The sequence below is a fragment of the Streptomyces sp. NPDC043812 genome (assembly GCF_056436245.1).
Window position 1 is genome coordinate 52,253 of the sequence record NZ_JBWKCY010000030.1, and the last position, 24,922, is coordinate 77,174.

Below are 24,922 nucleotides of genomic sequence, written 5' to 3' on the forward strand. Positions count from 1 at the left end.
CGAGCAGGAGTTCACCATGGCCCAGGTCCAGCGCATGTCCCGTCTGATGGTCAAGACACTGCGCGACGACCCGGCGGACGCCGAGACGCTCAGCCACAAGCTCCTCGTCCGTGCCGGTTACGTTCGCCGCAACGCCGCCGGCATCTGGTCCTGGCTGCCGCTCGGCAAGCGCGTCCTGGAGAACGTCACCCGCGTCGTACGCGAGGAGATGGACGCGATCGGCGCCCAGGAGGTGCTGCTGCCGGCCGTGCTGCCCAAGGAGCCGTACGAGGCCACCGGGCGCTGGGAGGAGTACGGCCCCGAGCTGTTCCGCCTCAAGGACCGCAAGGGCGCGGACTACCTCCTCGGCCCGACGCACGAGGAGATCTTCACCCTGCTCGTCAAGGACCAGTGCACGTCCTACAAGGACCTGCCGGTGATCCTCTACCAGATCCAGTCGAAGTACCGCGACGAGGCGCGTCCCCGTTCGGGCATCCTGCGCGGCCGCGAGTTCCTGATGAAGGACTCGTACTCCTTCGACACCAGCGACGAGGGTCTCGGCGAGTCGTACGCCCTGCACCGCGAGGCGTACGTCCGGATCTTCGAGCGCCTCGGCCTGCAGCACAAGATCGTCTCCGCGGTGTCGGGAGCCATGGGCGGCTCGGCGTCCGAGGAGTTCCTCGCGCCCGCTGCGGCCGGCGAGGACACGTTCGTCTACTGCCCCTCCTGCGACTACGCGGCCAACACCGAGGCCGTCACCTTCGCCCTCGCCCCGGTCGAGGACGCCACCCACGGCGCCGTCGAGGAGCTGGACACCCCCGACACCCCCACCATCGAGACGCTCGCCGAGCACCTGGGCGTCCCGGCGTCCGCGACCCTGAAGAACCTCCTGGTCAAGGTCGACGGCGAGATCGTCGCGGTGGGCGTGCCCGGCGACCGTGAGGTCGACCTCGGCAAGCTCGGCGACCACCTGGCGCCCGCGACCGTGGAACTGGTCACCGCCGAGGACTTCGTGGGCCGCCCGGACCTGGTCCGCGGCTACGTCGGCCCGCAGGGCCTGGAGAAGGTCCGCTACATCGCCGACCCGCGCGTGGCGCCCGGCACCGCCTGGATCACCGGTGCCAACAAGGAGGGCAAGCACGCGAAGAACGTCGTCGCCGGCCGTGACTTCCAGGTCGACGACTACCTCGACGTCGTCGTGGTCGAGGAGGGCGATCCCTGCCCGAAGTGCGCCACCGGCCTGAAGCTGGACCGCGCGATCGAGATCGGCCACATCTTCCAGCTGGGCCGCAAGTACGCCGACGCCTTCCAGCTCGACGTGCTGGGCCAGAACGGCAAGCCGGTCCGCGTGACGATGGGCTCCTACGGCATCGGCGTCTCCCGTGCCGTCGCCGCGCTCGCCGAGCAGACGGCGGACGAGCAGGGCCTGTGCTGGCCCGCGGAGATCGCCCCCGCGGACGTGCACGTCGTCGCCGCGGGCAAGGCGCTCCAGACCGAGCTGGCCCTCGACGTCGCCGAACAGCTCGCCGCGGCGGGCCTGCGGGTACTGGTCGACGACCGGGCGGGAGTGTCGCCGGGCGTGAAGTTCACGGACGCGGAGCTCATCGGTGTCCCGAAGATCCTGGTGGCCGGCCGCCGCTCCGGCGAGGGCGTGGTGGAGCTGAAGGACCGCCGGACGGGCGAGCGCGAGGAGCTCACGGTGTCGGAGGCGGTGGCCCGCCTGCGCGCGTAGCGCGTTCCCGCACTTGGCGGGGGGCCCCGAACGCAGGACGGGCCGGATCTCGCACCACGAGATCCGGCCCGTCCGGCGTTCGGGGCTCCGCCGACCGTCCTACAACCAACTCGCGAATTCCAGCGCCAGTTCGCCCTCCGCGCGCCGCCCTTCCGCCACCGCCCTCGTGCCCGACTCCACCGCGCGGAACAGTGTCCAGCCCCGCAGCCGCTCCCGGTCCACCTCGAGCGAGTCCGCCAGTTTGTTGACCCGGCGGCGGGCCGACGACGCGCCCGCCGAGGCGGCGACCAGGTCCTCGACCCGGTCGCGCACCAACCGCGCCAGATCGTAGGCGCGTTCGCCGACCAGCGGTTCCGGGCCGACCGCGAGCCATGGCACACGGTCGGCCGCGAGTACCTTGCCCTGGCGGAAGTTGCCGTGCAGCAGCAGGAGTTCGGGCGACGCGGCCACCAGCTCCTCGCGTGCGTCGAGCGCCGCGGGGACCAGTGGCTCGTCGAAGGCCCGCATGGCTTCCGCCTGGCGTGCCGTACGTTCCGCCACTGTCTCGAAGGCATGGTCCGCGGGCGGCTCCACCCACAGTCGCCGTACCGTTCCGGCGGCCTCCAGCAGCGCCTTCGCCTCCGGCAGCGAGCGCAGCGAGACCTCCAGGTGCAGCCGCTCCAGCAGCAGCCCGGCCGGCCCGTCGACGTCGGCATCCAGGAGCTGTACCGCGCCCCAGCCGTTCCAGTGCGCCAGCGCCGCCCGTTCCAGGGCGGGCGCCGCGGCGGGCGGCGCGAGTTTCAGTGCGGCCTGGACGCCGTCGGCCTGCCGTACGAGGAGGACGAGACTGCTCCGGCCGCCCGGCGCCACCACCCGCTCGACGTCCAGCTTCCGCCGGTCAACCGCCTCCTGGACGGCGTTGGGCAGTTCCCCGAGCCACCGGTCGTTCTCACCGAGTGCCCGGACCAGCCGCTGCGGCGGTTCGAAAGCCATACGTCGTGTGTTCCCTTTCCGATTCAGCCGTTACGGCCGACGGCCCGCTCGGCGAGCCCAGGAAAGGCTACGCCGCTGCCCCGCCAACGCACCGCACGGACCGCCGCCTCGCGCAGCGCCACGGCCGCCTCGCGCCGCAGCGGACCCTCCGTCGCCCGCACGAGGTCGGAGCAGACGCCTGCCACCCGGTCCTCCAGGTGTGCGGCGAGCCGCACAGCCGCCGGGGCGTCGGTGATCTCGAACGGCAGGGCGTACGCGGCCGCCGCCGCGACCGGCTCGGCGCCCAGGTCGCGGACGGTGCGCACGAGCGCGTCCCGGCGTGCGCGGTGGGCCGCGTGCGCGGCGGCCGCTTCCTGTTCGCGGTCGTCGCCGATGCGGGCACCCACCACCCCGTACCCGTAGACGGCGGCGTGCTCGGCCGCGAGTGCGGCCTGGACCGCGTCCACCGCGCTCATCACGCGTCCCCCTTCGACAGAAGGTACGCGTGTGCCGCCCCGGCGGCGGCGACCGAGGCCAGCAGCCGGGCCAGTTCGGGATCGGCGTCGAGCAGGGCGGCGGCGTGCCCGTCGGAGGTACGGCGTTCGGCGGCGGCGAGCGCCTTCAGCGCGGCCGCCGGGTCGTCCGGGACCGGCCCGCCGGCGATCGCGGAAGGGCTCGCTGAGGCCGTCGGGGACGCCGAGGGCGCAGCCGGCGCGGGCTTCTTGCCCGACAGCGCCGTGACATGCTCCGCGACCGCCCCCCGAAGGGGTGTGAGCCTGTCGGCGAGAGCGGGATGCCGGGCGACGGCGGCGTCATACTCGGCCAGCAGCGCGGAACTCCTGGCGGCGAGCCGGCTGCGCAGCGCCCGCTCGGCCCGCGCCGGATCGGTGGACGTCCCTGCGGGGCGGTGTCCCGCGGGCGTTCCGTTCGAACAGCCCGTCAACGCGGCGGCCGCGGCGGCCCCCGCCGCCACCAGCGCACGTCTTCGTGTTGTCCCCGTGCGCCCCACGTGTGCTCCTCGGACCTCTTGGTGATCATCGCCGCAGGCGAGCGTACCCGCGGGTCCTGCGGCGGTGGACGGCAACACCCTCCCGGACCGGATACCCTTTCCTTCGACACGCGACGATCCCACAACAGCACACGCGGCCGAGGAGTCACCCGGATGAGCACCACCCAGAGCGACAGGCTGCGCGGGCTGCTGGAACCGCTCGTCAGCGCCGCCGACCTGGATCTGGAGGAGATCGAGGTCTCCCGGGCCGGCAGACGCCGCATGCTGAGGATCACCGTGGACTCCGACGACGGCGTGGAACTGGACGCGTGCGCGGAGCTGAGCCGCACTATCTCGGAGAAGCTCGACGAGACGGATGCGATGGGCGAGGGCGAGTACGTCCTCGAAGTCAGCTCCCCCGGCGCCGACCGCCCGCTGACCCAGCACCGCCACTACGTGCGCGCCACCGGCCGCCTGGTGAAGCTGCAGCTGCGCGAGGACGGCGAACTGGTGGCCCGCATCCTCACCGTGGACGACGAAGGACTCGATCTCGAGGTCCCGGGCGTGAAGGGGCGCAAGCCCACCGCCCGCCGGGTCGCTTTCGACGACATCGCCAAGGCGCGCGTCGAGATCGAGTTCAACCGCAAGGACAAGCAGGGCGAGAAGGACCAGAAGGAAGAGGAGGCGTAGCCGTGGACATTGACGTGAAGCTGCTGAAGGGCTTGGCGCAGGAGAAGGAGATCGCCTTCGACCTGCTGGTCGAGGCCATCGAGTCGGCCCTCCTCATCGCGTACCACCGCACCGAGGGCAGCCGTCGGCACGCCCGTGTGGTGCTGAGCCGCGACACGGGTCATGTGACCGTGTGGGCCAAGGAGGACCCGGCCGATCTGGAGGAGGGCCAGGAGCCCAAGGAGTTCGACGACACCCCGTCGGACTTCGGCCGGATCGCCGCCACCACCGCCCGCCAGGTCATCCAGCAGCGACTGCGTGACGCGGAGAACGACGTCACGTTCGGCGAGTACGCCCGCCGCGAGGGCGATGTCGTCGCCGGCATGGTCCAGCAGGGCAAGGACCCGAAGAACGTCCTGGTGAAGCTGGACGACAAGCTCGAGGCGATCCTGCCGGTGCAGGAGCAGGTCCCCGGCGAGGAGTACACGCACGGCCTGCGGCTGCGCACCTATGTGGTGCGCGTGGCCAAGGGTGTGCGTGGCCCGTCCGTGACCCTCTCGCGCACCCACCCGAACCTGGTGAAGAAGCTGTTCGCGCTGGAGGTTCCGGAGATCGCCGACGGAAGCGTCGAGATCGCCGCGATCGCCCGCGAGGCCGGTCACCGCACCAAGATCGCCGTCCGCTCGACCCGTTCCGGACTGAACGCCAAGGGCGCCTGTATCGGCCCGATGGGTGGCCGTGTGCGCAACGTCATGGCCGAGCTGCACGGCGAGAAGATCGACATCGTGGACTGGTCGGACGATCCGGCGGAGATGGTCGCCAACGCCCTCTCGCCCGCCCGCGTCAGCAAGGTCGAGGTCGTGGACCTCGGCGCCCGGTCCGCGCGCGTCACCGTTCCGGACTACCAGCTGTCGCTGGCGATCGGCAAGGAGGGCCAGAACGCCCGCCTCGCCGCCCGTCTCACCGGCTGGCGCATCGACATCCGGCCCGACACGGAGCAGGGCTCCGACCAGGGCTGAGGAATCGGCCGCCCCGGAATCCCGTTGCACATACGGCGGGGTCTCACCAGGATCAGGACAACAACCGTTCGATTTTTGCCCCAAAGGGGTGAGGTCGGTGCGGGGAGGTAGACTTAAGCGTGTCTGGCCGGACGCATGCCCGCGTGTGCCCTGAGCGAACCTGTGTGGGATGCCGGGAGCGAGCGGCCAAGAGCGATCTGCTGCGCATCGTGGTGATCGAGGGCGAGTGCGTCCCCGATGATCGCGGTACGCTGCCCGGCCGGGGTGCTTACGTGCACCCCGCCTTGGTCTGTCTCGACCTGGCGGTTCGCCGCCGGGCGTTCCCGAGGGCCTTCAGGGTCCAGGGACCGCTCGAGACCGCCGGAATCAGGCGGCATGTCGAGCAGGCAGCACCGTAGGAAGAAGTACGGCACGGAACACCGTGCGGTCAGGTACCTCGCGAGTTGGAAGTAGGTCGAGATTGCGATGAGCACTCGATGAGTACGCGATGAGTACGCCCATGAAGTAGCGACGGTCCGGCGGTAACCCGGACCTAAAAGGAGCGAAGTGGCTAAGGTCCGGGTATACGAACTCGCCAAGGAGTTCGGCGTGGAGAGCAAGGTCGTCATGGCCAAGCTCCAAGAACTCGGTGAATTCGTCCGTTCGGCGTCCTCGACGATCGAGGCGCCGGTTGTACGCAAATTGACTGATGCTTTGCAGGGTCCCGGCGGTGGCGCCGGCAAGTCCTCTGCCAAGCCCGGCGCGCCTCGCAAGGCGACGCCCTCCAAGCCCGCAGCGCCCTCCCCGGCCGCCGCGGCACGTCCTGCTGCCCCCAAGCCCGGTGCCCCGGCCCCCAAGCCGGCCCCGGCGAGCAGCACCCCCTCCGCGGCCCCGGCGGCTCCGGGCCCGCGCCCGACTCCGGGTCCCAAGCCCGCACCGGCCAAGCCCGCCCCGGCGGCTCCGGTGCCCGCGGCCGAGTTCTCGGCTCCGGCCCCGGCTCAGCCCAGCGCACCGCAGGCCCCGCGCTCGGGTGCCACCCCCGGTCCCCGCCCCGCCCGTCCGGCCCCGGCCGGCGGTCAGCGTGACGGCGGCCGCGGCGGCGAACGTCCGGCGCGTCCCGCCGGCGGCCAGGGCGCTCCGCGCCCCGGTGGCCGTCCGGCCGGTCCCCGTCCGGGCAACAATCCCTTCACCTCCGGCGGCTCCACCGGCATGGCGCGCCCGCAGGCGCCCCGTCCGGGCGGCGCTCCGCGTCCCGGTGGCGGTTCCGCCCCGGGCGCCCCGCGTCCGCAGGGCGGTCCCGGTGGTGCACCTCGTCCGCAGGGTCAGGGCGGTGCCCGTCCGACCCCGGGCGGCATGCCCCGTCCGCAGGCCCCGCGTCCGGGCGGTGCCCCCGGTGGCAACCGTCCCAACCCCGGCATGATGCCGCAGCGTCCTGCTGCCGGTCCCCGTCCTGGTGGCGGTCCCGGTGGTGGCGGCGGCGGTCGCGGTCCCGGCGGTGCCGGTCGTCCCGGCGGTGCCGGTCGTCCCGGTGGCGGCGGCGGCTTCGCCGGTCGTCCCGGCGGCGGTGGCGGCGGCGGTCGTCCCGGTGGCGGCGGCGGCTTCGCCGGTCGTCCCGGCGGCGGTGGCCCCGGTGGCGGTGGCGGCGGCTTCGGCGGTCGTCCCGGCTTCGGTGGTCGTCCCGGTGGTCCCGGTGGCCGTGGTGGCACGCAGGGCGCCTTCGGTCGTCCCGGCGGCCCGGCCCGTCGTGGCCGTAAGTCGAAGCGGCAGAGGCGCCAGGAGTACGAGGCCATGCAGGCCCCGTCGGTCGGCGGCGTGATGCTGCCTCGCGGCAACGGCGAAGCCATTCGCCTGTCGCGCGGTGCGTCGCTCACCGACTTCGCGGAGAAGATCAACGCCAACCCGGCGTCGCTCGTCGCGGTCATGATGAACCTCGGCGAGATGGTCACCGCGACCCAGTCCGTCTCCGACGACACGCTGGTCATGCTGGCCGAGGAGATGAACTACACCGTCCAGATCGTCAGCCCGGAGGAGGAGGACCGCGAGCTTCTCGAGTCCTTCGACATCGAGTTCGGCGAGGACGAGGGCGGCGACGAGGCCCTGGTCTCGCGTCCGCCGGTGGTGACCGTCATGGGTCACGTCGACCACGGTAAGACCCGACTTCTCGACGCGATCCGCAAGACGAACGTCGTCGCGGGCGAGGCCGGTGGCATCACCCAGCACATCGGTGCCTACCAGGTCGCGACCGAGGTCAACGGCGAAGAGCGCGCCATCACCTTCATCGACACCCCGGGTCACGAGGCGTTCACCGCCATGCGTGCCCGTGGTGCGAAGTCGACCGACATCGCGATCCTCGTGGTGGCGGCCAACGACGGCGTGATGCCCCAGACGATCGAGGCGCTGAACCACGCCAAGGCGGCCGAGGTGCCGATCGTGGTCGCGGTCAACAAGATCGACGTCGAGGGTGCCGACCCGACCAAGGTGCGCGGCCAGCTCACCGAGTTCGGTCTGGTGGCCGAGGAGTACGGCGGCGACACCATGTTCGTCGACATCTCCGCCAAGCAGGGTCTGAACATCGACTCCCTGCTGGAGGCCGTGGTCCTCACCGCGGACGCCTCGCTCGACCTGCGGGCCAACCCGGAGCAGGACGCGCAGGGTATTGCGATCGAGGCCCACCTGGACAAGGGCCGCGGCGCCGTCGCGACCGTCCTGGTCCAGCGCGGCACGCTGCGTGTCGGTGACACGATGGTCGCCGGTGACGCGTACGGCCGTGTCCGCGCGATGCTCGACGACAAGGGCGAGAACGTGGAGGTGGCGGGTCCCTCGACCCCCGTCCTCGTGCTCGGTCTCACCAACGTCCCGGGCGCCGGCGACAACTTCCTGGTCGTCGACGAGGACCGTACGGCCCGTCAGATCGCCGAGAAGCGTGCCGCCCGTGAGCGCAACGCCGCGTTCGCCAAGCGCACCCGCCGGGTGTCCCTCGAGGACCTCGACAAGGTGCTCAAGGCCGGCGAGGTCCAGCAGCTCAACCTCATCATCAAGGGCGACGCGTCCGGTTCGGTGGAGGCTCTCGAGTCCTCGCTGCTCCAGCTCGACGTCGGCGAAGAGGTCGACATCCGCGTGCTGCACCGCGGCGTGGGTGCGGTCACCGAGTCGGACATCGACCTGGCGATGGGCTCCGACGCCATCGTCATCGGCTTCAACGTCCGCGCGGCCGGCCGTGCCTCGCAGATGGCGGAGCGCGAGGGCGTCGACGTCCGGTACTACTCGGTGATCTACCAGGCCATCGAGGAGATCGAGGCGGCCCTCAAGGGCATGCTCAAGCCGGAGTACGAAGAGGTCGAGCTCGGCACGGCGGAGATCCGCGAGGTCTTCCGCTCGTCCAAGCTGGGCAACATCGCGGGTGTTCTCATCCGCTCCGGCGAGGTCAAGCGCAACACCAAGGCCCGGCTCATCCGCGACGGCAAGGTCATCGCGGAAAGCCTCAACATCGAGGGTCTGCGCCGCTTCAAGGACGACGTCACCGAGATCCGCGAAGGCTTCGAGGGCGGTATCAACCTCGGAAACTTCAACGACATCAAGATCGACGACGTCATCGCGACGTACGAGATGCGCGAGAAGCCGCGCGGCTGACGCGACAGGCACAGCCCGTGCGTAGCACGGTCCACCAGGGGTGGTGGTCGGGCGACGGGCGGGAGCGTCCGGGGCCGGTCGGCGGAAGTATTTCCGTCGATCGGCCCCGGCCGTTGCGTGTACGGTTTGGATGTCCCTGCCAAGCAGCCGCAGGGGCCCCGGACCGTGCCGGACAGGGGGCGACCACCCCCGAGGACGACGGCACGACAAACCCGGACCGGCGGGATATCCGGACACACATGTATGTGGGGACACTGTCCTTCGATCTGCTCCTCGGCGACGTACGGTCGCTGAAGGAGAAACGCTCCGTGGTCCGTCCGATCGTTGCCGAGCTCCAGCGCAAATACGCGGTGAGCGTGGCCGAGGTGGGCGGTCAGGACCTCCACCGGCGGGCCGAGATCGGCCTCGCGGTGGTGTCCGGGGACACGGGGCACCTCACAGACGTACTGGACCGGTGCGAGCGCCTCGTCGCAGCCCGGCCCGAAGTGGAACTGCTGTCGGTGAGACGCAGGCTCCACACTGACGAAGACTGAATGAGCAAGGCACAGCAGGAAAAAGGGAGAAGGACCAGTGGCCGACAACGCGCGGGCGAAGAAACTGGCAGACCTCATCCGGGAGGTGGTCGCCGAGAAGCTGCAGCGCGGCATCAAGGACCCTCGCCTGGGTACGCACGTGACCATCACGGACACCCGCGTCACCGGTGACCTGCGGGAGGCCACGGTCTTCTACACGGTCTACGGCGACGACGAGGACCGGGCCAGTGCGGCGGCGGGCCTGCAGAGCGCCAAGGGAATCCTGCGCTCGGCGGTCGGCGCGGCGGCGGGCACCAAGTTCACGCCGACCCTCACCTTCGTGGCCGACGCGCTGCCCGAGAACGCCAAGACGATCGAGGACCTCCTCGACAAGGCGCGCGCCTCGGACGCCAAGGTGCGCGAGGCGTCCTCGGGTGCCGCGTACGCCGGCGACGCGGACCCGTACCGCAAGCCCGAAGACGAGGACGAAGCCTCGGAATGACACAGCGCACCACACCGCCCGACGGCCTTGTCATCGTCGACAAGCCGTCGGGCTTCACTTCGCACGACGTCGTCGCCAAGATGCGCGGGATCGCCAGGACCCGCCGCGTGGGGCACGCGGGGACGCTCGACCCCATGGCCACCGGCGTGCTCGTGCTCGGCGTGGAGAAGGCGACCAAGCTTCTCGGTCACCTCGCGCTGACCGAGAAGGAGTACCTGGGCACCATCAGGCTCGGGCAGAACACGGTCACCGACGACGCCGAGGGCGACGTGACCTCCTCCACCGACGCCTCCGGGGTCACCAGGGAGGCGATCGACGCCGGCGTGGCCGAGCTGACCGGCGACATCATGCAGGTGCCGTCCAAGGTCAGCGCCATCAAGATCGACGGCAAGCGGTCCTACGCACGGGTGCGCGGCGGCGAGGAGTTCGACATCCCGGCCCGCCCGGTGACCGTCTCCTCCTTCCAGGTCTACGACGTGCGGGAGGCGACCACCGAGGACGGGCTGCCCGTCGTCGACCTCGTCGTCTCCGTGGTCTGTTCGTCCGGCACCTACATCCGGGCGCTCGCTCGTGACCTGGGCGCCGGCCTCGGCGTCGGCGGTCATCTCACGGCGCTGCGGCGCACCCGGGTCGGGCCGTACGGACTCGACGCGGCGAAGACCCTGGACCAGCTCCAGCAGGAACTGACCGTGATGCCGATCGCCGACGCGGCGGCCGCGGCCTTCCCGCGCTGGGACGTCGACGCCCGGCAGGCGAAGCTGCTCACCAACGGTGTGCGGCTGGACATGCCCGCGCAGGACAGGTCCCCGGTCGCGGTATTCGGGCCCGACGGACGCTTCCTCGCGCTCGTCGAGGAGCAGAAGGGCAAGGCCAAGAGCCTCGCCGTCTTCGGCTGACCCGGCGCTTCCGCCGCTACAGGGACGCCTCGCGGCACGGGCAGCAGCGCTGCCCGTGCCGCGATCCCCCTCGCTTCCCCCACAGGACTCTGTCCACCGCACCCCCGGGATTCACCTCATCGTGCAGGCGCTCGGAGTACCTGTGGGCGCACTGGGGGGCGCTTTCGGTCCGCGGCCCCTGTCACTGATCATCAACGACCTACCGTCGGACGCATGGGATGCGGCAACCCGGCGACGCTGGTAAGGATCTGCGATCTGGCCGGGCGGCCACTGGGCGCCGGCTTCGTCGCCGACGGCCGCGGCACGGTCGTCACCGGCCGGGAGACCGTGGAGGGCCTGAGCGGCGGGCTTGTCGTGACGTCCGCCGACCGCCGCTGCACCGCCACCACCGGGCCCGACGCCGTCACCCTCCTGCCCGAGGCCGGTCTCGCGCTGATCCGCACCGGCGGCCTCGCCGTACCCCCTCTGCCGATCGGCGCCCGCGAACGTGTGGCCCCCGGGACGTACGTACGGCTCGAGGCGGGCGGCTGGCGTGAGGCCCGCGTCCTCGGTGCCGCCCGAGGCGTCCCGCACGGGGACATCGCGTCGCTCGAGCTGGCGATGGGGGCGGACGGCAGCGACGCCGTCAGGCTCGTCCGGGCGTCGGCGGGCGGCCCCGTGCTCGACACCGCCACCGGTGCGGTGATCGCCGTCCTGGGCCCGCCACCGCCACCGGAGCATCCCGCCGCCGCCCTCGTCCGCCCGCTCCGTACCGCGGACATGGCGCCCGACGGACCGCTCGCCGCGCTGCTGCGGCGCAACGCCGGGACCGTCCCCGCCTACGGCGACGATCTCAACCTCGCGGCCGTCCTGGAGATCACCGCGACGACGGGCGGCGCCGGCCGCCGTGGCAGCTGGCCCGACCCTGTCGAACGGCCCGAGATCGCACGGGAGTTGGATGCCTTCGCCGACCGGGCCCCGGGTGTACTGGGGCTCGTCGGTGACCCGGGCACCGGCCGTACGACGGAACTGGCCGCGCTCGCGGCCCGACGCACGCTGGGCTCCGCGCCCGCCCCGACCCTGTGGCTGCGCGGAGCGGACCTGAGGGCCGAGGACAGGTCGGTCGCCGACGCCATGGCACGTGCGCTGCGGCAGGCGACACGTATCCGCGCCGCCGCGGACGGGACCGACCTCGCGGGCCCCGACCTCGTGGGCCCCGACCCGGAACGGGTGGCGCGCGTGGCCGACGTGTCGGGCCGCCCCCTGCTCGTCCTGCTGGACGGGCCCGAGGAGATGCCGGCCGACCTCGCGCACCGGCTGGCCCGCTGGGCTCCTGCCACCGCGGAGTGGACCGCCTCGCACCGGGTCCATCTGGTCATCGGATGCGGCCCCGAACACTGGGAACAGGCAGCAGCGCTGTACGGAACGGCGGCATCCGCCCCGGCCGACGCCCGTCCGCTGCCTCCCGCCGTACGCATCGGCGAGCTGAGCCCCGGCCGGGCGCGGCGCATGCGCGAGCGGTACGGACTGCCCGACGGCGCGGTCGCGGACCGGGACGCGAGCCACCCGCTCGTCCTGCGTCTGCTCGCCGAGGTGCACCGGGCCCTGCCCGCTCCGGCTCCCGCTTCCGGCGACGGCCCTCCCGGGCGCGAGGAGGTCTTCACGGCCTGGCTGGACCTGCTGTGCCTGCGCATCGCCGTCCGCATCGCCGCCACGTCCGCCGCCCCGCTGCGCGGGACCGCGGTACGGCGGCTCGCCGCCAAGGTGGCCGGGCAGGTGCACGAGACCGCACGGCGCTGTCTCGTGCGGGGCGAACTGGACCGGGAGTCGTTCGAGGAGCACTTCCCGTGGGCCACGGGCTGGGCCCCGGCCGTGCTCGCCGAAGGACTGCTCGTGCCGGCCGGGACGGGCTACCGGTTCGCCCACGAGGAGTTCGCCCACTGGATCCAGGGCGCCCACCTCGACCTCACCGGTGCGCTGCGAGCCCTCGTGCACCACCGCACCGACGTGCCTGCCGCCGCCCCGTCACCGACGCCGACGCCGACCCCGGCGCCTGTGCCCCGCCATCGTCTCGGCACCGTCGTGCACGCCCTGCTCCTGCTGGCGCGGCAGCAGGGAACGGACCGACTGGCGTGCGAACTGGACGAGTTGACCGACGTACTCGACCGCGCGTCCGGGGAACACCACGAGGCTCGGTGGTGGGCGTCCCGGCTCCTGACCGGGGTGCTGTGCCGCGTCCCGGACGCCGAGCCGTATGCGGGCGTGCTGCGACGCATCGCCCAGCACGTCGTCGCCACCCCCGGCGGCCGAGATGTCTTCCGCCCCTCGTTCTGGGCGGGCCTGCCCCTCGGCGACGCCTCCCGGCTCGACCTGCTCCGCCGCCTCGTGCCCGCCGACCCGGCGCCGGACACGCCGGGCGGGCCCCCTCGCCATCTCGATCTCGTCGCGACGCTGCTCGCCGCCGACCCCGTGGCCGTACAACCCCTGCTGTGCCGCTGGTTCACCGACGACACGCCCCTCGCTGCGGGGCCCGGCGCCGCGGTGCGGCCCACGGTCTCCGCCGCCGCGCAGGCGCTGCTGTACGCCCGCCGCCTCGACGCCGCTGACGACCTCACCGAGGCGCTCGCCGACACCGCGCATCCACGGGCAGCCGAGCTGCTTCTGGCGCTCGCCGACGACGAACCGTCGGCGTACTGCCGTGCTGTGCACCGCTGGGCGCGTGACCCCAGGCCGGAGCGCCGTGCCGCTGCCGCCGCGCACCTCCCGTTCGCCGACGCACGCGTCACCGCCGGAACCGACCGCGCCCTGCTGCGTGCCGCGGCGCGCGCCCTGCTCGACCACCGGGGTGCGCACGACGGTGCGGCCCTCACCCTCCTCGTCCGGGATCCGGTCAGCCGCGACCGCCATCTGGACCGGGCGCTCGCTCGTTTCGTGGCCGGCGACCCGGTGCCGCCGCCGACCGTCCTCGCCGATGCGCTCGCCTCCCACCCCGGTCCGGTAATCGACGCGTTCCGGACCCGTCTGCTCCGGCCCGGCGCGCAGGACTGCGGCGAACTGCTGGACCTGCTCGCCCGCGCCACCACGCCTGCCGCCGCCCGCCGCGCCGCCGCCCTCGTGTGCGAGTACGTCGACCACCGGCCGGACGGCGCAGTGCACGCGGCCGCCCACGTCGACAGCAGCCTCGAGCAGCGCCCGGCCGACCGCGCAGTCCTCTTCCCCCTCGTCACCCGTCTCCTGCACGGCCGCCCGGCCCGCGTACGCAGCGCCCTCGCACCCGTGCTCGCCGCCCCCGGCAGCACCGCCTCCCGCCCGCTGCGCGCCGAGCTGCTCGACGTGCTGCTGCGCTACGAGCAGTACGAGGCCCGTGATCCGGACGTGCTGGAGGCCGTGGTGCGCGCGCTCGCGCGCGGCTGCGCCAACCGCGGCGAACGCACCACGGCGGCGCTGCTGCACCGCGTCGGCCTGCTGCTCGTCCGCACGCCCCAGGGTGCGGCCCGACTGGACCGGCAGCTGGTCGAGCTCGCGGCGGAGGTGCCCCGCTTCGGTGCGGCGCTCCAGCGCTGGCTCTCCGACGACCCGCAGAAATGGGCTCTGGTGGCCGGTCAGCACACCTGGCAGATGCTGTGTGCCCCGGGCAGCGCGGTGCCGATGCGAACGGGCGGCGGCGGGCATGGCAGTCTTAGACCTGCGTAATCGGTAATGACGTACACGTACACGGGTTCGGGCGAGGAGCGGTCACAGTGCAGCGGTGGCGTGGCTTGGAGGACATCCCCCAGGACTGGGGACGCAGCGTCGTCACCATCGGCTCCTACGACGGAGTGCACCGCGGGCACCAGCTGATCATCGGCCACACCGTGGACAAGGCGCGCGAGCTGGGCGTGCCGTCGGTCGTCGTCACCTTCGACCCGCACCCCAGCGAGGTCGTCCGCCCCGGCAGCCACCCGCCGCTCCTGGCGCCGCACCACCGTCGCGCCGAGCTGATGGCGGAACTGGGCGTCGACGCCCTGCTCATCCTGCCGTTCACCCTTGAGTTCTCGAAGCTGTCGCCCGCCGATTTCATCGTCAAGGTGCTGGTCGACAAGCTCCACGCGCGCGCGGTCATCGAGGGCCCGAACTTCCGCTTCGGCCACAAGGCGGCCGGCAACGTGGCCTTCCTCACCGAACTGGGCGCCACCTACGACTACGAGGTCGAGGTCGTCGACCTCTACGTGCGGGGTGAGGCGGGCGGCGGTGAGCCGTTCTCCTCCACCCTGACCCGCCGCCTCGTCGCCGAGGGCGACATGACCGGCGCCGCCGAGATCCTCGGCCGCCCGCACCGCGTCGAGGGCGTCGTGGTGCGCGGTGCCCAGCGCGGCCGCGAGCTCGGCTTCCCCACGGCGAACGTGGAGACGCTGCCGCACACGGCGATCCCGGCGGACGGCGTGTACGCGGGCTGGCTGACGGCCGACGGCGAACGGATGCCGGCGGCGATCTCGGTGGGAACGAACCCGCAGTTCGACGGCACGGAGCGCACGGTCGAGGCGTACGCGATCGACCGGGTCGGACTGGACCTGTACGGCCTGCACGTGACGGTGGACTTCCTGGCGTTCGTGCGCGGCCAGGAGAAGTTCGACACGATCGACGCGTTGCTGGTGGCGATGGCGGACGACGTGAAGAAGTGCCGCGAACTGACGGCCTGATGCCGTGACCGGGCGGCGGGCGCAGCCCCCGCCTCGCCTCAGCGTGCCGCGTCGACCCAGCCCCCGCCTCGCCTCAGCCCACCGCGTCGACCCAGTGGCACGCCACCCGGGTACCCGGCGTGTTCGGGAGGACCGGGAGGTCCTTGGTGCGGCACAGGTCCGCGACTCCCGCCTTGGCCGCCTCGCCCGACGACAGGACCTGGCAGCGGGCGTGGAAGCGGCAGCCCGGCGGGACACGGGACGGGTCCGGCGGCTCGCCCGTCAGCACCACCGGGTCGCCCCCGGACTCCGGCAGGACCGACAGCAGCGCCTTCGTGTACGGGTGCCGGGGCGCCGTCAGCACCTCCTCCACGGGGCCGGACTCCACGATCCGCCCCAGGTACATCACCGCGACCCGGTCCGCGATGTTCCACGCGAGGCCCAGGTCGTGCGTCACCACCAGCGCGGACAGGCCCAGTTCGTCGCGCAGACGCAGCAGCAGCGCGAGGATCTCGCCGCGTACGGAGGCGTCCAGCGAGGCCACCGGCTCGTCCGCGACGATCAGTTCGGGCTCCAGCACCAGCGCCCCGGCGATCACCACGCGCTGCCGCTGACCGCCCGACAGCTCGTGCGGATAGCGCAGGAAGAAGCGCTCCGGCGGACGCAGCCCCGCCCGGGCGAGCGCCCCGGCGACCGCGTCCCGCTCGTCGCCCTCGTAGCCGTGGATGCGCAGACCTTCGGCGACCGCGTCGTACACCGTGTGCCGCGGATTGAGTGAGCCGCTCGGGTCCTGGAGGACCAGCTGCACCCGCCTGCGGTACTTCTTCAGCGCGCGGGAGGCGTAGTCCAGCGGCCGACCGCCGAAGGTGATCCGCCCCGACGTCGGTGCCACGAGGCCGAGCAGCGAGCGCGCGAGCGTGGTCTTGCCGCAGCCGGATTCGCCGACGAGCGCGACGATCTCACCCGCGCCGATGTCGAGATCGACGCCGTCGACCGCCCGGGCCGGAGCCCCGCCCCGCCGCCCTGGGAAGGCGATGTGCACACCGGCGGCAGACAGCAGGGGAGGGGTGGTCATGACCGGCTCCTCGGTACGTGCAGACAGGCGGCGCGGTGCCCCGCACCGGCCGGCACCAGCACCTGGTCCTCGTCGGCGCAGGTGTCCACGGCAACGGGACAGCGCGGGTGGAACGTACAGCCGCCCGGCAGCGACGCCGGATCCGGCGGGTCGCCCGGCAGACCGCGCGGTGCCCGGCGCGAGGCAGGGTCGCCGATCCGCGGGAAGGCGGCCGACAGCGCCTTGCCGTACGGATGCCGGGCCGCGCCGTACACGGTGCGGGCCGGGCCCTCCTCCACGATCCGTCCCGCGTACATCACCGCCAGCTCGTCGCACGTGTCGGCGAGGACCCCCAGGTCGTGACTGATCATCAGCAGGCTGATGTCCTTCTCGGCGACGAGCTGTTCGATGAGCCGCAGGATCTGGGCCTGGATCATCACGTCGAGCGCCGTGGTCGGTTCGTCGGCCACGATCAGCCGGGGATCGCAGGCGAGCGCCATCGCGATCATCACGCGCTGGCGCTGTCCGCCGGACAGCTCGTGCGGATAGGCGTCCGCGCGCGAGACGGGCAGGCCCACGTGCTGGAGCAGCTCACCGACCCGTCTCCGCGCCTCGGCCGCCGTCGCCCTGCGGTGCAGCAGCACCGGCTCGGCGATCTGGTCGCCGATGCGGTGCACGGCGTTCAGCGAGTGCATCGCGCCCTGGAACACGATCGACGCCCCCGCCCACCGCACCGCACGCAGCCGTCCCCACTTCATGGTGAGCACGTCCTCGCCGTCGAGCAGGATCTCGCCGGTCAGTCTGGCGGACGCGGGCAGCAGCCGGAGCAGCGCCAGGGCGAGCGTCGACTTGCCGCACCCCGACTCGCCCGCGATGCCCAGCTTGCGCCCGGGCGCGAGCGTGAGGTCGACGCCCCGTACGGCGGGCACGGCCGCTGCCCCCGAGCCGTACGTCACATGAAGATTCCTGACGTCGAGCAGGCTCAACGCGCCACTCCCAGCCTCGGGTTGAGTACGGACTCGATGGCGCGTCCGCAGAGCGTGAACGCGAGCGCCACGACCGCGATCGCGATTCCGGGCGGTGCCAGGTACCACCAGTGGCCCGAGGAGACCGCGCCCGCCTCCCGTGCGTCCTGGAGCATTCCGCCCCACGAGACGACCGTCGGATCGCCCAGCCCCAGGAACGCCAGGGTCGCCTCCGTGAGGATCGCGCTGGAGATGCCCAGCGTGGTCTGGGCGAGGACCAGCGGCATCACATTGGGCAGCACATGACGGTTCATGACGTGGCCGTGGCCGCCGCCGAGGGCGCGGGCGCGCTCGATGTACGGCCGCGACTCCACGGCGATGGTCTGCGCCCGCACCAGCCGGGCCGTGGTCGGCCAGCTGGTGACGCCGATGGCGACGACCACGGTCCACATGCTGCGCGACATCACGGTGGCCAGCACGATGGCCAGCACCAGCGCCGGCATCACCAGGAACCAGTCGGTGACCCGCATCAGCACGGTGGAGGACCAGCCGCCGTAGTGCCCGGCGACGACGCCGACGAGGGTCCCGATGGCCACTGACAGACAAGCCGCCAGCAGCCCCACCGTGAGGGAGATCCGCGCCCCCCACACGAGCAGGCCCAGCAGAGAACGCCCGAACTGGTCGGTCCCCAGCGGGAATTCACCGCTCGGCCGTTCCAGGGCCGCCCCCGGGGCGTTCGTCACGCTCTGCACGTCCGCGCCGACCAGCAGCGGCGCGGCGAGCGCCGTCGCCGCGATCAGCGCCAGCGCGGCGAGACCGAAGAGACCCGCCCGGTGCGAGCGGTACTCCTTCCAGAAACGGGCCGCCGAACGGCGGCGGCGCGCCCACGCCAGCGAGGCCGCGGACTGTGCGGTCTTCGTGACCGGGGTCGTCGTCATCGGCCCACCCGGGGGTCGAGCAGCGGATACAGCAGATCGGCGAGGAGGTTCATCAGGATCATCGCGCCGGCGAACACGACGAACAGACCCTGCACGAGCGGCAGATCGGGCACGCTCAGAGCCTGGTAGAACAGCCCGCCGAGCCCTGGCCAGGAGAACACCGTCTCCACCAGGATCGAACCGGCCGCCACATGACCGAGGTTGATGAAGACCATGGTCACCGTCGGCAGCAGGGCGTTCGGCACGGCGTGCCTGCGGCGCACCACGTCGTCCCGCAGCCCTTTCGCACGGGCCGTCGTCAGATAGTCGCCGCCCATCTCGTCCAGCAGCGAGGACCGCATCACGAGCAGCGTCTGCGCATAGCCGACAGCGACCAGCGTGATCACCGGCAGCACCATGTGGTGGGCGACATCGGCGACGTACGCGAAGCCGGTCTCGTCGCCCGACTCCATGCCGCCGGTCGGGAACAGGCCCGGGATCGGACCGACACCGACCGCGAAGGTGATGATCAGCAGCAGTCCCAGCCAGAAGGAGGGCACCGACCACAGCGTCAGCGCAACGCCCGTGTTCGCCCGGTCCAGGGTGCTGCCGTGCCGCCAGGCGGAGCGGGTGCCCAGCCAGAGCCCGAGGGCCGAGTAGATCACCACCGCGACACCGGTCAGCAGCAGCGTCGCCGGCACCTTCTGGGCGATCAGCTCGCCGACGGGCGCGTGGAACTGGTACGACGTCCCGAGATCGCCCGACAGAGCCTTGGCGCAGTAGTCGGTGAACTGCTGCCACAGCGGCAGGTCGAGCCCGAACTGCCGGCGCAGCGTGGCCATCTGTTCCGCCGACGTCGGCATGCCGTGGGTCATGGCCTTCACCGGGTCGCCGGGAATGATCCGGAAGAGGAAGAAACTGGTGACGAGCACAGCGAGCAGGGACACTGCCGCACCGCCGAGCCTGCCCGCAGCATGGACGAGATAGGCGCGTGCGGTGCCGCTGGTGGCGCGGGCCTCGGGAACCCGCGCCACAGCGGTCGTGCCGGTGGTGCTCGTGGTGGTCATCGGCTATTCACGGTCTTCCGCGGTGGAACGGCGACGCATCGCGACGAAGAATCCGAGTGCGGCGGCGAGCACGGCGACCGCACCGATCCCGACCACGACGCCCGTCGAGGAACCGCCGCCGGATCCACCGTCGTTCGCGGCCGGCTCGGCCGACCACCAACTCCAGTAGCCGTCCTGGCCGTAGATGTTGCCGGCCGCCGCCGGCATCGTCGTGATGGACTTGATCTGGTCGGTACGGTACGCCTCGAGTGCGTTCGGATACGCGAGGACATTCATGAATCCCGTGTCGTACAGCCGCGATTCCATCTTCTTGACCAGTTCCGTACGCCTGTCCGTGTCGTACTCCACGGCCTGCTGCGCATACAGCTCGTCGAACTGCTTGTCGCAGATGAAGTTGTCCGTCGCCCCGGTGTCCTTCGGCGTGGCCGGCAGCGCCGCGCAGGTGTGGATCGACAGCACGAAGTCCGGGTCGGGGTTGACGGACCAGCCGTCGAAGGCCAGGTCGTAGTCGCCCTTGAGCCAGGGGTCGGAGACGTTGTCGAGGCACTCGACCTTCAGCCCGATGCCGAGTGCGCCCCACCACTCCTGCAGATACTTGCCGACGGCCTTGTCGTTGGGGTCGGTGGCGTGGCACAGGATGCGGAAGTCCAGCGGCTTGCCGTCCTTGCCGACGCGCTTCCCGCTGCTGTTCTTGCGGTAGCCGGCGCCGTCGAGAAGGCTTGCCGCCCGCCCAGGGTCGTAGGAGATCCGCCGGCTCGCCTCCGGCTTCCAGAAGTACGGCGCGAAACGCGGCGGGATGTACCCCTCGCCCTCCACCGCGTGCCCCTGGAAGACCTTGTCGACGATCGTGCTGCGGTCGGTCGCGTGGAAGAGCGCCTTGCGGACGGCCGGATCGAGCAGGGCCTTGTGCCCGTTCCCGAACCTCTTGCCGTCCTTGGACCGAGCTCCCGGGTTGGCGGCCAGCGCGAAGAACCGGCGCCCCGGCGCATCGTTGACCTTGATGTCGTCGGCGCTGCGCAGCGCTGCCGCCTGTGCCGGGGTGAGCCCCTGCACGAAGGAGACCTCGCCCTTGCGCAGAGCGGCGACGGCGGCGTCACCGTCCTTGTAGTACTTGAAGACCAGTTCGTCGAACTTGGGTGCACCGCGCCAGAAACCCTTGTTCGGCGCGAGCCGCACGTACTGGTCGACCTTGAAGTCCGTGATGACGAACGGGCCGTTGCCGACGACGGGGAACTGCTTGTCGTTGTTGAACTTCGAGAAGTCGCCGACCTTCTCCCACACATGCTTCGGGACGATGGGCACATCCAGTGCCGTCATCGTGGCCTGGGGCTTCTTCAGCTCGATGACGAGCGTCCTCGGATCGGGCGCGGTGACCTTCTTGAAGTTGGCCGTGAAGCTGCCGTTGGCGGTGGCGGCGTTCGCGTCCGTCATCATCTTGTTGAACGTCCAGGCCGCGTCCTCGGAGGTCGCCTGCCGGCCGTCCGACCATTTCGAGTCGTCGCGGATGGTGTACGTCCACGTATGCTTGTCCGCCGACGGTTTCCATGCGGTCGCGAACCCGGGGACAGGACGGCCGTCCTCGGGGTCGTAGTTCGTCAGGTACTCGTACGCCAGACGGTGGATCGACGTGCTCACCAGGCGCGCGGCGAGGAACGGGCTCAAGGAGTCCACGCTCTGCGACACGGCGACGGTGAGGACCTTCTTCCCCCCGTCGTCGGCCTTCGCCTGCACCGGGGCGGGAGCGCGGTCGGGGGGCGTTGCCCGGGCCTGTGGGGCCACCCCGCCTGCCGTCACCAGCACGCAGGCGGCGGCGCCGGCGGCGAGGACGAGTCGGGGGTGGGGAGGATGCCGGAGGAGGTGGAGCGGAGTCTTCATGCCCATAGGAAGGTGACCTCGCGTCATGACTCGCGTGCAGAAGGCGGGTTGATACCGAGTGTTCGCCAGCTGGTGAGCGAAGGTCTACCAGGGCGTTCAGGCCGCGTCAACGATCCCTGAAACCCCGCGTGGGCTGCGGGAATACGCCGAGGGCCCGCACCGGTGAACCGGTGCGGGCCCTCATTGGGCGAGACCTCTGCCGCCTTACTGCTGAGAGGCCGGCGGTGCCTGTGGAGGCTGCTGCTGCCACCCGGCGGGCGGCTGCTGAACCTGCGGATCCTGCTGCCCCGGCGCCCCGGGATGCGCGGGCGGCACCGGCGCCCCCGGGTGACCCGGCGCCTGCGGCGGCCCGGCCGGCGTGGCGGGGGACTGCGCCTGGGACGGCGGCGACTGCTGCCACCCCTGCGGCGGGTAGCCCTGCTGCGGACCGCCGTACGGGGGCTGAGGCTGCTGCTGGGGGTGGTTCGGCTGCTGCGGGTAGGGCTGCCCCGGCATGGGCTGACCGGGAATCGGCTGGCCGCCCTGTCCCTGCGGCTGCCCGTACGGCTGGCCCTGCCACTGCTGCTGACCCTGGTGACCCGGCATCGGCGGTGCGGCCTGCGGAGGCGGATTGCCGTTGGCCGTCCACAGCCCCTGCTGCTGCTGGGCGCGTACGAAGTCCTCGGCGATGAGCGCGGAGAGGTTGAAGTAGGCCTCTCGGGTCTTGGGACGCATCATGTCGAGGTCGACCTCGGCACCGGCGGCCAGGTGCTCGTCGAAGGGCACCACGACCACACCGCGGCAGCGGGTCTGGAAGTGCTGAACGATGTCGTCGACCTTGATCATCTTGCCGGTCTCGCGTACCCCGGAGATGACCGTGATCGAACGCTGCACCAGCTCGGCATAGCCGTGCGCCGACAGCCAGTCGAGAGTCGTGGACGCGCTGCTCGCACCGTCGACGGACGGTGTCGAGATGATGATCAGCTGGTCGGCGAGGTCCAGAACGCCGCGCATGGCGCTGTACAGCAGTCCGGTTCCGGAGTCGGTGAGGATGATCGGGTACTGCTTGCCCAGCACGTCGATCGCGCGGCGGTAGTCCTCGTCGTTGAACGTCGTCGAGACGGCCGGGTCCACGTCGTTGGCGATGATCTCCAGGCCGGAGGGCGCCTGCGAGGTGAAACGGCGGATGTCCATGTACGAGTTGAGGTACGGGATCGCCTGGACGAGGTCACGGATGGTGGCCCCGGTCTCGCGGCGCACCCGGCGGCCGAGCGTGCCGGCGTCCGGGTTGGCGTCGATCGCGAGGATCTTGTCCTGCCGCTCGGTGGCCAGCGTCGAGCCCAGAGCGGTCGTCGTCGTGGTCTTGCCGACGCCGCCCTTGAGGCTGATGACCGCGATCCGGTAGCAGGAGAGCACCGGCGTCCGGATCAGGTCGAGCTTGCGCTGCCGCTCGGCCTCCTCCTTCTTGCCGCCGATCTTGAAGCGGGCGGCGTTGGACGGGTTGCGGCTGGACTTGGGCTTCTGCCTGTTGTTGCGCAGCAGCCGGTCGGACGAGAGCTCCACCGCCGCGGTGTAACCGAGGGGGGCACCCGGGACGGAACGCTCGCGCTGGTCGTGCGTGACCGGCGTGGGCCAGGCCCCGCCGGTACGGGGATCGACGGGAGCGTCGGGGGCGCCAGGAGCGCCGTGCGCCTGGGGAGGCATCTGCCCGGGCTGGGGCTGTGCCTGCTGTTGTTGCGGCTGGGCGGGCGGCTGCATGTGCGGCTGCCCGGGCGCCGGCTGCTGCTGGGCCTGCGGGGGAACGGGGGCGTGGGGAGCGGGCTGGGGCTGGCCGTGCTGTCCGGGTGTGCCCGGCTGTCCCGGCTGGGGGAAGCCGTAGCCACCCGGCTGCTGGCCCACCGGGGCTTGCGGCGTCTGGTCCGTCTGCTGGGGGAAGCCGTAGCCACCCGGCTGCTGGCCCACCGGGGCTTGCGGCGTCTGGTCCGTCTGCTGAGGGAAGCCGTAACCGCCCGGCTGCTGGGCCTGCTGCGGGAAGCCGTAACCGCCCTGCGGGGCAGGAGGGTTGACGCCGGGCTGGGGCTGGGGCTGGGGCTGGGGCTGCGGGTGGGGCTGAGGCTGCGCGGGCGCGGGCGGCTGCGGGAAGCCGTAGCCGCCGGGCTGCCCGGGTGCAGCCCCGGGCCACTGGGCTGCGGGCTGCGCCTGCGGCGGCGCGGACTGGTCCGCTGTCGGCGCGGGGGCGGAGACGGGCCATTGCGGTGCGGCAGCGGGAGCGGCGGGCTGGTAGGCGGGCGGCAGCGGCGGCAGTCCGGCCTGCGGCGCGGCCGGAGCCGGGGCCGGGGCCGGAAGAGCGTCCTGGGGCTCCGGGGCAGCGGAGGGCACGGCGTCCTGGACGGCGTCGGTGGGCACGGCACCGGCAGGCACGGCGTCGGACGGCTCGTCGTCGGCCTCGGCGCCTTCCTCCGTGTCGCCGGCGGCGTCAGCGACGGACACGTCGTCGGTGGCGTCGGGCGCCCCGCCGGTCTCGTCCGCGTCATCCATGTCGGAAGGCGTGGCGACCACGTCCGGAGCGGTGACGCCCTCAGCGGCTCCCTCCGGTACGTCGTTGTGCGCGTCGGCGTCGGCGTCGGCGTCTGCGTCTGCGGGGTCGAGTACGAAGTCGCCGCCGGCCGAGGGCCGGGCCTCGGCGGAGTCATCGGCCTCGGCGGCCGGCCCGGCCGCTTCGGCGTCCTGGGCGGCGGCTCGCTCGGCCATCTCGCGCTTCAGAGCGGCGGGGGAGAAGCGCATGGTGGCGCCGCTCTCCAGGTCACCTCCGCCGAACGGCTCGGGGGCGGCCTCGGGTGCCACCGGCGGGACGGGGGCGGGTGCCACCGGCTCCGGAGCGGGCTCGGGCGCCGGCGCGGGAGCCGGAGGGGCGGGCTGAACGGCAGGTTCCTGGGCGACGGGCGGCGCGGGCGGCCCCGGCGCCCAGTTCGGCTCGAACCCGCTCCCGGCAGGCAGTCCGGGCACGGCCACGGGCGCTCCCTGCGGGGGTGGGGGGCCCTGCTGGGCGGAGCCTCCGCCGGAAGTGTCGCCCGACGCGTTCTGCGTGTACCAGGCAGGCGGGGTGTAGTCGATGGTGAACTCACCCGTCATCTCTGCGGGCTCCGCGTCGGACTCGTCGACGGGAAGGTTCCAGCCCCCGTGGATGTCGTCCCGATCGCCGTTCACTTTGCCTCCTGGTGTGGTCGAGCACCCTTGTGCCGTCGTGGGTGGGGGCCACCGTTGACTTCCGATCGGCCCGGCTCTCCCCCTGGGACGCTGCGGACATGCCCGAAGGTTCTTCTGCCGCGCCCTGACCCACCCTAATCGTCAACGACGTCGCTCCGGCAGGCCCGCCCACCCCTGGCCGTTGTCCCGTGCGTCACGCCCTGCCCCCACGTGACATCGGCACGCCGGAGCGTAAAGTCCCGCACGGGTCAAACCGGCACAACTGTGCACGGAACCAAGGCTGATCGGCCCATCGGACGGGCGCTGCCCAACAATCCGGTCTCGGCGTCGGTGGCCTGTCCTCGGTGACCCGTCTCGGCGGCCC

Annotated in this window: 19 protein-coding genes; 10 read left to right on the forward strand and 9 right to left on the reverse strand. The window is 72.2% G+C overall.

What is annotated here, in order from left to right; translation table 11 throughout:
* Nucleotides 1-16 precede the first annotated feature (16 nt).
* Nucleotides 17-1,711: a proline--tRNA ligase gene (locus AC067Z_RS32680; protein WP_478793272.1), complete on the forward strand. Its 1,695-nt coding sequence runs from the start codon at nucleotides 17-19 to the stop codon at nucleotides 1,709-1,711.
* 99 nt (nucleotides 1,712-1,810) lie between these two features.
* Here the strand turns inward: AC067Z_RS32680 and AC067Z_RS32685 are convergent, their stop codons facing one another.
* The 3 genes from AC067Z_RS32685 to AC067Z_RS32695 are packed head-to-tail and all read right to left on the reverse strand — an operon-like array spanning nucleotide 1,811 to nucleotide 3,671.
* Nucleotides 1,811-2,683, reverse strand: coding sequence for an aminoglycoside phosphotransferase family protein (locus AC067Z_RS32685; RefSeq protein ID WP_478793273.1), 873 nt, complete (start codon nucleotides 2,681-2,683; stop codon nucleotides 1,811-1,813).
* Nucleotides 2,684-2,706: 23 nt separating this feature from the next.
* On the reverse strand, nucleotides 2,707-3,138 hold the full coding sequence (locus tag AC067Z_RS32690) for a ferritin-like domain-containing protein (protein WP_478793274.1): 432 nt from the start codon (nucleotides 3,136-3,138) through the stop codon (nucleotides 2,707-2,709).
* Nucleotides 3,138-3,671 carry a hypothetical protein gene (locus AC067Z_RS32695; protein ID WP_478793275.1) on the reverse strand — a complete coding sequence of 178 codons (534 nt, stop codon included), beginning with the start codon at nucleotides 3,669-3,671 and terminating at the stop codon, nucleotides 3,138-3,140. Before AC067Z_RS32695 ends, AC067Z_RS32690 begins: the two co-directional genes overlap by 1 nt.
* A 153-nt stretch (nucleotides 3,672-3,824) precedes the next feature.
* Between AC067Z_RS32695 and rimP the strand changes: the two genes are divergently transcribed.
* From rimP to AC067Z_RS32740, 9 genes are all read left to right on the forward strand, one after another.
* Nucleotides 3,825-4,340, forward strand: coding sequence for a ribosome maturation factor RimP (rimP, locus tag AC067Z_RS32700; protein WP_478793276.1), 516 nt, complete (start codon nucleotides 3,825-3,827; stop codon nucleotides 4,338-4,340).
* Nucleotides 4,341-4,342: 2 nt separating this feature from the next.
* Nucleotides 4,343-5,338 carry a transcription termination factor NusA gene (gene nusA, locus AC067Z_RS32705; protein ID WP_478793277.1) on the forward strand — a complete coding sequence of 332 codons (996 nt, stop codon included), beginning with the start codon at nucleotides 4,343-4,345 and terminating at the stop codon, nucleotides 5,336-5,338.
* A gap of 119 nt (nucleotides 5,339-5,457) precedes the next feature.
* Nucleotides 5,458-5,736 (forward strand): YlxR family protein, encoded by a 279-nt coding sequence (locus tag AC067Z_RS32710; RefSeq protein ID WP_478793278.1) that lies wholly within the window; start codon nucleotides 5,458-5,460, stop codon nucleotides 5,734-5,736.
* A gap of 148 nt (nucleotides 5,737-5,884) precedes the next feature.
* On the forward strand, nucleotides 5,885-8,947 hold the full coding sequence (gene infB / locus AC067Z_RS32715) for a translation initiation factor IF-2 (RefSeq protein ID WP_478793279.1): 3,063 nt from the start codon (nucleotides 5,885-5,887) through the stop codon (nucleotides 8,945-8,947).
* Between the two features lie 239 nt (nucleotides 8,948-9,186).
* Nucleotides 9,187-9,480, forward strand: coding sequence for a DUF503 domain-containing protein (locus AC067Z_RS32720; RefSeq protein WP_468706352.1), 294 nt, complete (start codon nucleotides 9,187-9,189; stop codon nucleotides 9,478-9,480).
* Nucleotides 9,481-9,517: 37 nt separating this feature from the next.
* On the forward strand, nucleotides 9,518-9,961 hold the full coding sequence (gene rbfA / locus AC067Z_RS32725) for a 30S ribosome-binding factor RbfA (RefSeq protein ID WP_478793280.1): 444 nt from the start codon (nucleotides 9,518-9,520) through the stop codon (nucleotides 9,959-9,961).
* Entirely contained in the window at nucleotides 9,958-10,857 is a 900-nt protein-coding gene (gene truB / locus AC067Z_RS32730) for a tRNA pseudouridine(55) synthase TruB (RefSeq protein WP_478793281.1), read from the forward strand. The genes rbfA and truB overlap by 4 nt, the downstream gene beginning before the upstream one ends.
* Nucleotides 10,858-11,070: 213 nt before the next feature.
* Complete coding sequence (locus AC067Z_RS32735) at nucleotides 11,071-14,529, forward strand: serine protease (protein ID WP_478793282.1); 3,459 nt, start codon at nucleotides 11,071-11,073, stop codon at nucleotides 14,527-14,529.
* Nucleotides 14,530-14,576: 47 nt separating this feature from the next.
* Complete coding sequence (locus AC067Z_RS32740; RefSeq protein WP_478793283.1) at nucleotides 14,577-15,515, forward strand: bifunctional riboflavin kinase/FAD synthetase; 939 nt, start codon at nucleotides 14,577-14,579, stop codon at nucleotides 15,513-15,515.
* A gap of 73 nt (nucleotides 15,516-15,588) precedes the next feature.
* Here the strand turns inward: AC067Z_RS32740 and AC067Z_RS32745 are convergent, their stop codons facing one another.
* From AC067Z_RS32745 to AC067Z_RS32770, 6 genes are all read right to left on the reverse strand, one after another.
* The gene (locus AC067Z_RS32745) at nucleotides 15,589-16,569 is read right to left on the reverse strand and encodes an ABC transporter ATP-binding protein (RefSeq protein WP_478793284.1); all 981 of its coding nucleotides are present in this window, start codon (nucleotides 16,567-16,569) and stop codon (nucleotides 15,589-15,591) included.
* Nucleotides 16,566-17,534 carry an ABC transporter ATP-binding protein gene (locus AC067Z_RS32750; RefSeq protein ID WP_478793285.1) on the reverse strand — a complete coding sequence of 323 codons (969 nt, stop codon included), beginning with the start codon at nucleotides 17,532-17,534 and terminating at the stop codon, nucleotides 16,566-16,568. The genes AC067Z_RS32745 and AC067Z_RS32750 overlap by 4 nt, the downstream gene beginning before the upstream one ends.
* Complete coding sequence (locus tag AC067Z_RS32755) at nucleotides 17,531-18,451, reverse strand: ABC transporter permease (protein ID WP_478793286.1); 921 nt, start codon at nucleotides 18,449-18,451, stop codon at nucleotides 17,531-17,533. The genes AC067Z_RS32750 and AC067Z_RS32755 overlap by 4 nt, the downstream gene beginning before the upstream one ends.
* Nucleotides 18,448-19,497, reverse strand: coding sequence for an ABC transporter permease (locus tag AC067Z_RS32760; protein WP_478793287.1), 1,050 nt, complete (start codon nucleotides 19,495-19,497; stop codon nucleotides 18,448-18,450). The genes AC067Z_RS32755 and AC067Z_RS32760 overlap by 4 nt, the downstream gene beginning before the upstream one ends.
* Before the next feature lie 3 nt (nucleotides 19,498-19,500).
* On the reverse strand, nucleotides 19,501-21,372 hold the full coding sequence (locus AC067Z_RS32765) for an ABC transporter substrate-binding protein (RefSeq protein ID WP_478793288.1): 1,872 nt from the start codon (nucleotides 21,370-21,372) through the stop codon (nucleotides 19,501-19,503).
* 204 nt (nucleotides 21,373-21,576) lie between these two features.
* Nucleotides 21,577-24,558, reverse strand: a complete 2,982-nt coding sequence (locus AC067Z_RS32770; RefSeq protein ID WP_478793289.1) for an SCO5717 family growth-regulating ATPase — start codon at nucleotides 24,556-24,558, stop codon at nucleotides 21,577-21,579.
* Between the last annotated feature and the right edge of the window lie 364 nt (nucleotides 24,559-24,922).

Excerpts from the sequence above, each read along its gene's own strand:
- AC067Z_RS32680 (WP_478793272.1), top strand. The coding sequence starts at position 17 with ATGGCCCAGGTCCAGCGCATGTCCCGTCTGATGGTCAAGACACTGCGC.
- AC067Z_RS32685 (WP_478793273.1), bottom strand. The coding sequence starts at position 2,683 with ATGGCTTTCGAACCGCCGCAGCGGCTGGTCCGGGCACTCGGTGAGAAC.
- AC067Z_RS32690 (WP_478793274.1), bottom strand. The coding sequence starts at position 3,138 with ATGAGCGCGGTGGACGCGGTCCAGGCCGCACTCGCGGCCGAGCACGCC.
- rimP (WP_478793276.1), top strand. The coding sequence starts at position 3,825 with ATGAGCACCACCCAGAGCGACAGGCTGCGCGGGCTGCTGGAACCGCTC.
- AC067Z_RS32720 (WP_468706352.1), top strand. The coding sequence starts at position 9,187 with ATGTATGTGGGGACACTGTCCTTCGATCTGCTCCTCGGCGACGTACGG.
- truB (WP_478793281.1), top strand. The coding sequence starts at position 9,958 with ATGACACAGCGCACCACACCGCCCGACGGCCTTGTCATCGTCGACAAG.
- AC067Z_RS32735 (WP_478793282.1), top strand. The coding sequence starts at position 11,071 with ATGGGATGCGGCAACCCGGCGACGCTGGTAAGGATCTGCGATCTGGCC.
- AC067Z_RS32745 (WP_478793284.1), bottom strand. The coding sequence starts at position 16,569 with ATGACCACCCCTCCCCTGCTGTCTGCCGCCGGTGTGCACATCGCCTTC.
- AC067Z_RS32755 (WP_478793286.1), bottom strand. The coding sequence starts at position 18,451 with ATGACGACGACCCCGGTCACGAAGACCGCACAGTCCGCGGCCTCGCTG.
- AC067Z_RS32760 (WP_478793287.1), bottom strand. The coding sequence starts at position 19,497 with ATGACCACCACGAGCACCACCGGCACGACCGCTGTGGCGCGGGTTCCC.
- AC067Z_RS32765 (WP_478793288.1), bottom strand. The coding sequence starts at position 21,372 with ATGAAGACTCCGCTCCACCTCCTCCGGCATCCTCCCCACCCCCGACTC.